The 12,364-nt window shown below is 53.8% G+C and carries 9 protein-coding genes and 1 pseudogene; 8 read left to right on the top strand and 2 right to left on the bottom strand.

From position 1 onward, the window contains the following. Positions 1-47: 47 nt before the first annotated feature. The 3 genes from tpiA to eno are packed head-to-tail and all read left to right on the top strand — an operon-like array spanning position 48 to position 3,671. On the top strand, positions 48-809 hold the full coding sequence (tpiA, locus tag ACVX3G_RS05025) for a triose-phosphate isomerase (RefSeq protein WP_033026230.1): 762 nt from the start codon (positions 48-50) through the stop codon (positions 807-809). Then, positions 802-2,337, top strand: coding sequence for a 2,3-bisphosphoglycerate-independent phosphoglycerate mutase (gene gpmI / locus ACVX3G_RS05030; RefSeq protein WP_013524585.1), 1,536 nt, complete (start codon positions 802-804; stop codon positions 2,335-2,337). Before tpiA ends, gpmI begins: the two co-directional genes overlap by 8 nt. 41 nt (positions 2,338-2,378) lie before the next feature. Then, entirely contained in the window at positions 2,379-3,671 is a 1,293-nt protein-coding gene (eno, locus tag ACVX3G_RS05035; RefSeq protein WP_011232524.1) for a phosphopyruvate hydratase, read from the top strand. A gap of 152 nt (positions 3,672-3,823) precedes the next feature. Here the strand turns inward: eno and ACVX3G_RS05040 are convergent. After that, positions 3,824-3,979: pseudogene (locus ACVX3G_RS05040) on the bottom strand (IS4 family transposase); the annotation flags it as partial. Between the two features lie 681 nt (positions 3,980-4,660). Here ACVX3G_RS05040 and ACVX3G_RS05045 point away from each other — a divergent pair. Both ACVX3G_RS05045 and ltrA read left to right on the top strand, forming a co-directional pair. Further along, entirely contained in the window at positions 4,661-6,157 is a 1,497-nt protein-coding gene (locus ACVX3G_RS05045) for a carboxylesterase/lipase family protein (RefSeq protein WP_033026229.1), read from the top strand. A 661-nt stretch (positions 6,158-6,818) separates the two neighbouring features. After that, positions 6,819-8,078, top strand: coding sequence for a group II intron reverse transcriptase/maturase (ltrA, locus tag ACVX3G_RS05050; protein ID WP_011230853.1), 1,260 nt, complete (start codon positions 6,819-6,821; stop codon positions 8,076-8,078). A gap of 51 nt (positions 8,079-8,129) precedes the next feature. Here the strand turns inward: ltrA and ACVX3G_RS05055 are convergent, their stop codons facing one another. Then, positions 8,130-8,360 (bottom strand): hypothetical protein, encoded by a 231-nt coding sequence (locus tag ACVX3G_RS05055; RefSeq protein WP_479454588.1) that lies wholly within the window; start codon positions 8,358-8,360, stop codon positions 8,130-8,132. A gap of 615 nt (positions 8,361-8,975) precedes the next feature. Here ACVX3G_RS05055 and secG point away from each other — a divergent pair. The 3 genes from secG (at position 8,976) to rnr (ending at position 12,326) form a co-directional block, all read left to right on the top strand. Next, entirely contained in the window at positions 8,976-9,212 is a 237-nt protein-coding gene (gene secG / locus ACVX3G_RS05060) for a preprotein translocase subunit SecG (protein WP_013144265.1), read from the top strand. Between the two features lie 74 nt (positions 9,213-9,286). Continuing rightward, positions 9,287-10,027, top strand: a complete 741-nt coding sequence (gene estA, locus ACVX3G_RS05065; RefSeq protein ID WP_033004594.1) for a carboxylesterase — start codon at positions 9,287-9,289, stop codon at positions 10,025-10,027. 22 nt (positions 10,028-10,049) lie between these two features. Next, positions 10,050-12,326 carry a ribonuclease R gene (gene rnr, locus ACVX3G_RS05070; protein ID WP_033026225.1) on the top strand — a complete coding sequence of 759 codons (2,277 nt, stop codon included), beginning with the start codon at positions 10,050-10,052 and terminating at the stop codon, positions 12,324-12,326. Positions 12,327-12,364 lie beyond the last annotated feature (38 nt).

A 12,364-nucleotide genomic window follows, 5' to 3' on the forward strand; every position in this document is an offset into this window, starting at 1 on the left:
TTTGGCGCATGGCGGCTGACGCCGCCCATTGAAAGGAAGGGTGAACGATGAGAAAACGCATCATTGCAGGCAACTGGAAAATGCATAAAACATTGGCGGAAGCTGTTCAATTTGTCGAGGACGTAAAAGGGCACGTGCCGCCGGCCGACGAAGTCGATTCCGTCGTTTGCGCGCCGTTTCTCTTTTTGGATCGGTTGGTGCAAGCGGCAGACGGCACGGATTTAAAAATCGGGGCGCAAACGATGCACTTTGCCGATCAAGGGGCGTACACAGGCGAAGTGAGCCCGGTCATGCTGAAAGACCTCGGCGTCACGTACGTCATCCTCGGCCATTCGGAGCGCCGGCAAATGTTCGCCGAAACAGATGAGACCGTGAACAAAAAAGTGTTGGCCGCCTTCACCCGCGGGCTTATACCGATTATTTGCTGCGGCGAATCGCTTGAGGAGCGGGAAGCGGGGCAGACGAACGCCGTTGTCGCCTCGCAAGTGGAAAAAGCGCTCGCCGGCTTGACGCCGGAACAAGTGAAGCAAGCGGTCATCGCTTACGAGCCGATTTGGGCGATCGGGACGGGCAAATCATCAACACCGGAAGACGCCAACAGCGTCTGCGGCCATATCCGTTCGGTTGTTTCGCGCCTGTTTGGCCCGGAGGCGGCGGAAGCGATCCGCATTCAATACGGCGGCAGCGTCAAACCAGACAACATCCGCGACTTCTTGGCGCAAGAACAGATCGACGGCGCCTTAGTCGGCGGGGCGAGCCTCGAGCCGGCTTCATTCTTGCAATTGGTGGAGGCGGGGCGCCATGAGTAAAAAACCGGTTGCGCTCATCATTTTAGACGGATTTGCGCTGCGCGACGAAACGTACGGCAATGCGGTCGCTCAGGCGAACAAACCGAACTTTGACCGCTATTGGAACGAATACCCGCACACAACGCTCAAGGCGTGCGGCGAGGCGGTCGGGCTTCCGGAAGGGCAGATGGGCAACTCGGAAGTCGGCCATCTCAACATCGGCGCCGGGCGCATTGTGTACCAAAGCTTAACGCGAGTCAACATTGCCATTCGCGAAGGCGAGTTTGACCGAAATGAAACGTTTTTGGCGGCGATGAACCATGTGAAACAACATGGGACAAGCTTGCATTTGTTCGGCTTGCTTTCCGACGGCGGGGTGCACAGCCATATTCACCATTTGTACGCCCTCTTGCGCTTGGCGGCGAAAGAAGGCGTAAAACGCGTGTACATCCACGGCTTTTTGGACGGCCGCGACGTCGGCCCACAAACAGCGCCGCAATACATCAAAGAACTGCAGGAAAAAATCAAGGAATATGGCGTCGGCGAAATCGCGACGTTATCGGGCCGCTACTACTCGATGGACCGCGACAAGCGGTGGGACCGCGTCGAAAAGGCGTATCGGGCGATGGTGTACGGGGAAGGGCCGACGTACCGCGATCCGCTCGAATGCATCGAGGACTCGTACAAACACGGCATTTACGACGAATTCGTCCTGCCGTCGGTCATCGTCCGCGAAGACGGCCGGCCGGTGGCGACGATTCAAGACAATGACGCGATTATCTTCTATAATTTCCGCCCTGACCGGGCGATCCAAATTTCAAACACGTTTACGAACGAAGATTTCCGCGAGTTTGACCGCGGCCCGAAACATCCGAAGCATTTGTTCTTTGTCTGCTTGACCCATTTCAGCGAAACGGTGAAAGGGTACGTGGCGTTCAAGCCGACGAACCTTGACAACACGCTTGGGGAAGTGCTGTCGCAGCACGGACTGCGCCAACTGCGCATCGCCGAGACCGAAAAATATCCGCACGTGACGTTTTTTATGAGCGGCGGCCGCGAAGAGAAATTTCCAGGCGAAGACCGGATTTTGATCAACTCGCCGAAAGTGCCGACGTATGACTTGAAGCCGGAAATGAGCGCCTATGAAGTGACCGATGCGCTGCTCAAGGAAATTGAAGCCGATAAGTACGATGCGATCATTTTGAACTACGCCAACCCGGATATGGTCGGCCATTCGGGCAAGCTCGAACCGACGATCAAGGCGGTGGAGGCAGTGGACGAATGCCTCGGCAAAGTCGTCGATGCCATTTTGGCCAAAGGCGGCATCGCCATCATCACCGCCGACCACGGCAACGCCGATGAAGTATTGACGCCGGACGGCAAGCCGCAAACGGCTCATACGACGAATCCGGTGCCGGTCATCGTGACGAAAAAAGGCATCAAGCTTAGAGACGGCGGCATCTTAGGCGATTTGGCGCCGACGATGCTCGATTTGCTCGGCTTGCCGCAGCCGAAAGAAATGACGGGGAAATCGTTGATTGTCAAATAATGATGATCTTGAGAAAACGATACGAAAAGGAGTGTGTTCCCATGTCTGCCATTATCGATGTCTACGCTCGCGAAGTGCTCGATTCGCGCGGCAACCCGACGGTGGAAGTGGAAGTGTACACAGAAGACGGCGGCTTCGGCCGCGCCTTGGTGCCGAGCGGCGCCTCGACCGGGGAATATGAAGCGGTCGAACTGCGCGACGGCGATAAAAACCGCTACCTCGGCAAAGGGGTGTTAAAAGCGGTCGAAAACGTCAACGAAATCATCGCGCCGGAAATCATCGGCCTGGAGGTCGCCGACCAAGTGGCGATCGACCGGAAGCTGATTGAATTAGACGGCACGGAAAACAAAAGCAAGCTTGGCGCCAACGCCATTTTGGGCGTCTCGCTCGCCGTGGCCCGCGCGGCAGCGGACGAGCTTGGCCTGCCGCTGTACCAATACTTAGGCGGCTTTAACGCCAAAACGCTGCCGGTGCCGATGATGAACATTTTAAACGGCGGCGCGCATGCGGACAACAACGTCGACATTCAAGAATTTATGATCATGCCGGTCGGCGCGGAAAGCTTCCGCGAAGCGCTGCGCATGGGGGCGGAAATTTTCCACAGCTTAAAAGCGGTGCTGAAAGCGAAAGGCTACAACACCGCCGTCGGCGATGAAGGAGGCTTCGCCCCGAACTTGAAATCGAACGAAGAAGCGCTGCAAACGATCATCGAAGCGATCGAAAAAGCCGGCTACAAACCGGGCGAACAAGTGATGCTCGCCATGGACGTTGCCTCGTCCGAGCTGTACAACAAAGAAGACGGCAAATATCATCTTGAAGGCGAAGGCGTTGTGAAAACGTCGGAAGAAATGGTCGCTTGGTATGAAGAGCTTGTATCGAAATATCCGATCATCTCGATCGAAGACGGGCTCGATGAAAACGACTGGGAAGGCCATAAACTGCTGACCGAGCGGCTCGGCAAAAAAGTCCAGCTTGTCGGCGACGACTTGTTTGTCACAAACACGAAAAAACTGGCCGAAGGCATTGAAAAAGGCGTCGGCAACTCGATTTTGATCAAAGTGAACCAAATCGGCACGCTCACCGAAACGTTTGACGCCATCGAAATGGCGAAACGCGCCGGCTACACCGCCGTCGTCTCGCACCGTTCCGGCGAAACGGAAGACAGCACGATCGCGGACATCGCCGTCGCCACCAACGCCGGCCAAATCAAAACGGGCGCGCCGTCGCGCACCGACCGCGTCGCGAAATACAACCAGCTGCTCCGCATTGAAGATGAACTCGGCCACACGGCCATTTACCAAGGCATCCGCTCGTTTTACAATTTGAAAAAATAACGGGAACAGGCGTCCCCAACGGAGGGGGCGCCTGTCGTTTTGACGGAGGCGAAAAGAGAATCGAATGGCTGGCGGTGATCAAGACGTCTTGACGCATTTAGGAAAGCTACGCCTCTTCATCAGATGGGATCGTAAATAGTCGTTTTATGATGACGCGCTTGATACATCTCGGCAATCTTTTCCGCCGATGCCTTCAAGAGGTTCGTGACCACACGGATGTCATGCTCGTTCGCATCCTGAAAGATCACGACGCGATGGCGCTTTTTGGAACGACATTGTTTTGTTCCGAATTGACAAGTAAAATCCGATCCTCATCAGAAACAATTTTTTGCATCAAATTTGGGAGTGTGGTATGCTTGTGCACAGAGAGCGCCTCCTAGGTTTGTTTGCGTCGTTACTTACATTCTACAGGAAAGGTGCTCTTTTTTCTATGCTTTTTATGGATATTATTGGTTAATCAACACGCCTGTAAAATTATGATTTTCATTTATTGCATCTGTTTGTTTTTAATGGTTGGGTGTGAGAAATGGAAAGAAACTGTCTCCCGAAACGATACAAAACTGAAGGTGAACCCGGCCTTTGTTGCACTTGCTGATGGAGATCGCAAATTAATTTTTCTTGACTGTAGATGAGCAATTTTCATTACAATATTTTCCGTTAACAAAGAGACCAACCTACAGTTTATTAGTGAATTTGCTCAACTATATAGATGCAATTTGAAGCTTTACCATTTGCAGCTTTTCCCGAGTATTTGATCGACTGTCGGGCGACCGAACAACGCCGCTTAAGGTGATCGCGCCTAGAATCATCTTTTTCATGGCGCTGACTGTTTCGGCCGCGTCTATCTTTACTTTTGTGCATGGGCGGGGCACCTCTCTTTTGGACGCGGTATGAGAACCTCGCGTGCGGTCGCAAAACGATGGACGCAGACTGGCTGTTGGTTTATAATATTTTTGAATCGTCCAAATATTCAGAGGAGTGGGAAGAGGATGGAACGAACCGTTGTTGAAACACGGTATGGGCGGCTGCGCGGTGTGGTGAATGGAAGCGTTTTCGTTTGGAAAGGAATTCCGTATGCGAAAGCGCCGGTCGGTGAACGCCGTTTTTTGCCGCCGGAGCCGCCTGAGGCATGGGATGGGGTGCGGGAGGCGACTGCCTTCGGTCCTGTCGTGATGCAGCCGTCGGATCCGATTTTCAGCGGATTGCTCGGGCGGATGAGCGAGCCGCCGAGCGAAGACGGGCTGTACCTGAACGTTTGGTCGCCGGCGGCGGATGGGAAGAAGCGGCCGGTGCTCGTCTGGATTCACGGCGGCGCCTTTTTGTTCGGCTCGGGTTCTTCGCCGTGGTATGACGGGACGGCGTTGGCGAAACACGGCGATGTCGTCGTCGTAACGATCAACTACCGAATGAACGTGTTTGGCTTTTTGCATCTCGGTGATTCGTTCGGCGAAGCGTACGCGCAAGCCGGGAATCTCGGCATTTTGGACCAAGTGGCGGCGCTGCGCTGGGTGAAGGAGAACATTGCGGCGTTTGGCGGTGATCCGGACAATGTGACGATTTTCGGTGAATCGGCGGGAGCGGCGAGCGTCGGCGTGCTGTTGTCGCTTCCGGAGGCCAGCGGGCTGTTTCGGCGCGCCATTTTGCAAAGCGGTTCGGGAGCGCTTCTCCTCCGTTCGCCCAAGACCGCCATGGCGATGACCGAGCGCATTCTCGAGCGCGCCGGCATCCGCCCGGGTGACCGCGGCCGGCTCTTGTCGATTCCCGCCGAGGAGCTGCTGCGGGCGGCGCTGTCGCTCGGTCCGGGAATCATGTACGGTCCGGTGGTGGATGGCCGCGTATTGCGGCGCCATCCGATCGAGGCGCTCCACGACGGGGCGGCCAGCGGCATTCCGATTCTCATCGGCGTGACGAAAGACGAGTACAACCTGTTTACCTTGACGGATCCATCGTGGACAAAGCTTGGCGAAAAAGAACTGCTTGACCGGATCAACCGTGAAGTCGGGCCCGTGCCGGAGGCGGCGATTCGCTATTATGCAGAGACGGCGGAGCCGTCGGCGCCCGACTGGCAAACGTGGCTGCGCATCATGACGTACCGTGTTTTTGTCGAGGGGATGCTGCGGACAGCGGACGCCCAAGCGGCCCACGGAGCGGATGTGTACATGTACCGGTTTGATTATGAGACGCCGGTGTTCGGCGGACAGCTGAAAGCATGCCACGCGCTCGAGCTGCCGTTTGTGTTTCACAATCTCCATCAGCCGGGCGTCGCGAATTTCGTCGGCAACCGGCCGGAGCGCGAGGCGATCGCTGACCAAATGCATTACGCCTGGCTGGCGTTTGCCCGCACCGGCAACCCGAACGGCGATCACTTGCCGGAAGCGTGGCCGGCGTATACGAGCGAGCGCAAGGCGGCCTTTGTCTTTTCAGCCGCCAGCCATGTCGAAGATGATCCGTTTGGCCGCGAGCGAGCGGCATGGCAAGGACGCTAGAAGATTTGATTCGTGAGGGAGCACCGCCATCTGTGAAAAAATGGAGCTTCGGCCTCTCTCCGCTAAACCAACAAAGGAACGGCCAACCGCCGTTCCTTTGTTATTCGTGTGCGCCCGGCATGGGTGCAGTCTATAGGGTGAAAGTCCCGAACTGCGAAGGCAGAAGTAGCAGTTAGCTTAACGCAAGGGTGTCTGCGGCGACGCAGAATCTGAAGGAAGCGGGCGGCAAACTTCCGGTCTGAGGAACACGAACTTCATAGGAGGCTGGGTATCATTGGGTGAGTTTGCACGACAAAACGAAGCCCTTTCTGCCGAAGGTGATACCGAGTAAATGAAGCAGATGGATGGAAGGAAAGACTGCACTCTTACCCGGGGAGGTCTGTCCGGGAAGCCAAGTGCGCTTGGCAACCGTTGGAGCGATCCAACGCTGAACGGACAGAAGTCAGCAGAGGTCATAGTACCCGTCTAGCTTAGATAGAAGGGGAAGGACCGAACCATGAAGGAGAACGGCCACTAGGCGTTCATCTTCTTTGATGAAGCAGATAACCCGAAAGGGCCTGCTTGAGGGGGGAAATGGTGAAGTCCATGGGGAACCTCAAGAGGGTGGAGAAGAAGATGGCACAAATAGAACGGACCGTTCACGTAGAGAGGAAGAATCGGAATGTGGATGAAACAGGTAATGTCACGAGAGAATCTCCTGCGAGCACTCAAACAAGTGGAAAAGAATAAAGGGTCCCATGGAACCGATGGAATGTCCGTCAAAGACCTGCGAAGACACCTCGTGGAACATTGGGACGCGATACGGCACGCTTTAGAAGAAGGGACCTACGAACCTTGCCCGGTCCGACGGGTCGAAATCCCGAAACCGAACGGAGGAGTCAGGTTACTAGGAATCCCGACCGTGACAGACCGGTTCATCCAACAGGCCATCGCCCAAGTGCTCACGCCGATCTTTGACCCATCCTTTTCGGAACACAGCTACGGGTTTCGTCCCGGTCGAAGAGGACACGACGCGGTGAAAAAGGCGAAGCAGTATATTCAGGAAGGATATACATGGGTGGTAGATATCGACTTGGAAAAGTTCTTTGATCGAGTCAACCATGACAAACTGATGGGGATATTAGCGAAACGAATTCCAGACAAAATCCTCCTAAAGTTGATACGGAAGTATCTACAGGCAGGGGTCATGATCAACGGGGTGGTCATGGAAACACAAGAGGGGACTCCACAAGGAGGGCCGCTCAGTCCACTCCTGTCCAACATTCTCCTGGATGAGCTGGACAAAGAATTGGAAAAACGAGGGCACAAGTTTGTACGGTATGCGGATGACTGCAATATCTACGTAAGGACGAAGAAGGCCGGGGAACGGGTGATGAAATCGATCACGGCATTCATCGAAAAGAAACTCCGGCTGAAAGTCAACGAAACCAAATCGGCAGTGGATCGTCCGTGGAGGAGAAAATTCCTCGGTTTTAGCTTCACCCCAAGTAAGGAGCCAAAAATCCGAATTGCAAAGGAAAGCATTCGGCGCATGAAGCAAAGGATACGCACCATGACGAGCCGATCGAAACCGATTCCCATGCCCGAACGAATCGAACAGCTCAATCAATACATTCTGGGATGGTGTGGATACTTTTCGCTAGCAGAGACCCCAAGTGTGTTCAAAGAACTAGATGGATGGATTCGACGAAGGCTGCGCATGTGCCAATGGAAAGAGTGGAAACTTCCGAGAACCAGAGTCCGAAAACTGCAAAGTTTAGGAGTGCCCAAGCAGAAAGCATATGAATGGGGAAACACTCGGAAGAAATATTGGAGAGTGGCCGCCAGTCCCATCCTGCATAAAGCCCTTGGCAACTCCTATTGGGAGAGCCAAGGGCTGAAGAGTCTTTATCAACGATATGAATCTCTGCGTCAGACTTAATGGAACCGCCGTATACCGAACGGTACGTACGGTGGTGTGAGAGGACGAGGGTTAGTCACCCTCTCCTACTCGATTTGCCCCCTGAGAAGGAAGCCCGAACTGTTCCGCCAGCGCTGGGTCGCGGTCGATGGCCTCGATGAGCTTGCGCATGACGTTGACGTCAAACGTAAAGTTCGCCCCAATCGGCGAGGTGACGAAAATTTTCCCTTTCTTCGCCTCCCGCGCCCGTTTGAATTGATAGCCGTCAATCGCGATGACGACTCGTTCGTCCGGTCTTGCCATTGAAGTCCCTCCAGTCGTTGCCGATTTGCTTTCTATTGTAACGTATTTCGGCGGCGGACGACAATGATCATACCGCACCCGATTCATGGAGCGTCAAGCGGATGGAGGATGAAACGCTCCCCCATCTATGCCAAAGGGGAGGAGCAGGGAATTTTTTGGCCCCATCCCTTCGATTTAGCCCTCTATATAAGTTGAAACTTTGTTTTACATCCAGTAGAACGCCCGCTGCATTCTATCAAAATGACTTGTTATGAAGGAAAACAGAATCGAACAATCGGAAAATCTTTATTGCAACTTATATAGAAAAGACAGGAAATGTAGTCTTTCCTTCAACATCGTTCCATTCTTTCGCTGCCTCCAGGCCGATCAGATCAGGTCAGATACGTTGCGATTTTTGCCAGGCATTCGTCAATGATTTCATCGATTTCCTCCATTTGAGCATCTTCTGGCTTGTATTTTTTTAAAATTTTTAGATGACGGGCTTTCCAATCTAATGTTTCACAAAAAAGAGAATCTGTTCCTTTCGTCGTGTTGAGACAGGCCCGCCAGTTGCCGCCAACGGCGATCTATGGTATAGTGAAATTATTGCAACGTCGGTCGTTGGAGGTGTCAGGCATGCATGCCTTGCTTGTGACGCTGCTTGTCATTGTGTCGATCGCGCTGATCGCAGTTGTCTTGCTGCAGTCGGGCCGCAGCGCCGGGCTGTCGGGGGCGATCACCGGCGGCGCCGAGCAATTGTTCGGGAAGCAGAAAGCCCGTGGGCTCGATGCGGTGTTTCAGCGCGTCACGGTCGTGTTGGCCGTCTTGTTTTTCGTATTGACGATCTTGGTTACGTACGTACAGCCATCATAAGTCAAACATGGGGCGGTCCATAGAATGAAGGGCTGCCCTTTCTATTTCACACCAGAGAGGAAGGAGAACCTATGATGAAAATTGTTCCGCCGAAGCCGTTTTTCTTTGAAGCCGGGGAGCGGGCGGTGCTGCTTTTGCATGGGTTTACCGGCAATTCCGCCGACGTTCGGATGCTTGGGCGATTCTTGGAATCGAAAGGGTATACGTGCCACGCTCCGATTTACAAAGGGCATGGCGTGCCGCCGGAAGAGCTCGTCCACACCGGACCGGATGATTGGTGGCAAGACGTCATGAACGGCTATCAGTTTTTGAAAAACAAAGGCTACGAAAAAATTGCCGTGGCTGGATTGTCGCTTGGAGGCGTATTTTCTCTCAAATTAGGCTACACTGTACCTATAGAAGGCATTGTGACGATGTGCGCGCCGATGTACATCAAAAGCGAAGAAACGATGTACGAAGGTGTGCTCGAGTATGCGCGCGAGTATAAAAAGCGGGAAGGGAAATCAGAGGAACAAATCGAACAGGAAATGGAACGGTTCAAACAAACGCCGATGAAGACGTTGAAAGCCTTGCAAGAACTCATTGCCGATGTGCGCGCCCACCTTGATTTGGTTTATGCGCCGACGTTCGTCGTCCAAGCGCGCCATGATGAGATGATCAATCCAGACAGCGCGAACATCATTTATAACGAAATTGAATCGCCGGTCAAACAAATCAAATGGTATGAGCAATCAGGCCATGTGATTACGCTTGATCAAGAAAAAGATCAGCTGCATGAAGATATTTATGCATTTCTTGAATCGTTAGATTGGTAATGGAGAAAGGAGGGGATGGCCAATGGATCATGTGTTGGCCGAACGAATTTTAACGTTTATGCGCGATGAGGCGTACAAACCGCTGACCGTTGAGGAACTGGAGGAAGCGTTTGGGATTGCGGATGCTGAGGAGTTTAAAACGTTTGTCAAAACGCTTGTCGCCATGGAAGAGGAAGGTCTTGTCGTCCGGACGCGCAGCAACCGCTACGGCGTGCCCGAGCGGATGAATCTCGTGCGCGGCAAGGTGATTGGCCACCCGAAAGGATTCGCGTTTGTCACACCGGAGGAGCCGGGACTGGATGATATTTTTATCCCGCCGTCCGAACTGAAAAACGCCATGCATGGCGACACGGTGCTTGTGCGCGTCCAAGCCGATTCATCCGGGGCGCGCCGCGAAGGAACGATCGTCCGCATTTTGGAGCGCGGGGTGAAAGAAGTCGTCGGCACGTACACGGAAAGCAAATATTTCGGCTTTGTCATCCCCGATGACAAACGGATCGTCAACGACATTTTCATTCCGAAAAACGCGGCGAACGGCGCGGTCGAAGGGCATAAAGTCGTCGCCCGGCTCACCTCGTACCCGGAAGGACGAATGAGCGCTGAAGGGGAAGTCGTCCAAATTCTCGGCCATAAAAACGACCCGGGCGTCGACATTTTGGCGATCATCTATAAATACGGCCTTCCGCTTCAATTTCCAGAAGACGTGATCGAGCACGCCAACCGGGTGCCGGATGTCATTACGGAGAAAGACTTGGAAGGGCGCCGCGATTTGCGCGGCGAGATGATCGTCACGATCGACGGGGAAGATGCGAAGGATTTGGACGATGCCGTCACCGTGACAAAGCTTGAAAACGGCAACTATAAGCTCGGCGTTCATATCGCCGATGTCAGCTACTATGTTGAGGAAGGCTCGCCTATTGACCGCGAGGCGTATGAACGCGGCACGAGCGTTTATTTGGTTGACCGCGTCATCCCGATGATCCCGCATCGGCTGTCGAACGGCATTTGCTCGCTCAACCCGAAAGTCGATCGGCTGACGCTCTCGTGCGAAATGGAAATCACCCCGCAAGGAGAAGTCGTCCGCCATGAAATTTTCCCAAGCGTCATCCGCACGGCGGAACGGATGACGTATTCCGATGTCAATAAAATTCTCGTTGACAAAGACGAAGCCTTGCGGGAAAAATATGCGCCGCTTGTGCCGATGTTTGAGCTGATGGCTGAGCTTGCCGACATTTTGCGGGCAAAGCGGATAAAGCGCGGGGCGATTGATTTCGATTTTAAGGAGGCGAAGGTGCTTGTCGATGAAAACGGCAAGCCGTACGATGTCGTCTTGCGCGAGCGGTCGGTCGCTGAGCGGTTGATTGAAGAGTTTATGCTGGCGGCGAACGAAACGGTGGCTGAGCATTTCCATTGGTTGAACGTGCCATTTATTTACCGTGTTCACGAGGATCCGAAGCCGGAAAAACTGCAGCGCTTTTTAGAGTTCATCACGAACTTCGGCTATGTCGTGAAAGGAACGGGCAACCAAATCCATCCGCGCGCCCTCCAGCAAATTCTCGAAGCGGTGCGCGGCGAGCCGGAAGAAATGGTGATCTCGACCGTCATGCTTCGGTCGATGAAACAGGCGCGCTATGACGCCGAGAGCCTCGGCCATTACGGCCTGTCGACCGAGTTTTACACCCATTTTACGTCACCGATCCGCCGCTACCCGGATTTGATCGTCCATCGGTTGATCTGGACGTATCTCATTAACGGCCAGATGGATCTTGACACCCAGCAAAAATGGGCGGAAAAGCTGCCTGAAATTGCGGAACACGCTTCCGATATGGAGCGGCGCGCCGTTGAGGCGGAGCGGGAGACGGACGATCTGAAGAAAACCGAGTTTATGGAAGACAAAATCGGGATGGAGTTTGACGGCATTATCAGCTCGGTGACGAACTTCGGCTTGTTCGTTGAGCTGCCGAACACGATCGAAGGCTTGGTGCACGTCAGCTACTTAACGGACGACTATTACCGCTACGACGAACGCCACTACGCGTTGATCGGCGAACGGACCGGGAAAATGTACCGCATCGGCGATGAAATCACCGTCCGCGTCATCAACGTGAACAAAGACGAACGGATCGTCGATTTTGAAGTCGTCGGCATGAAGGGACGCCGTCCGCCGAAAGCGAAAGCCGCTCCGGTCGTCATTGAAGGGAAAAAGCAAAAGAAAGGAAAAGCGAAGGCGGAGCCGAAAGCGCAAAGCGGCTCAAACCGCAGCGCGAAGGCGAAAAAGAAGAAAAAGAAAAAACGGTGAGGAAAAGCCGAACGGGCGGCTTTTCCTTCTTTTTCGTT

Source organism: Geobacillus sp. PLS 41, from assembly GCF_056494105.1.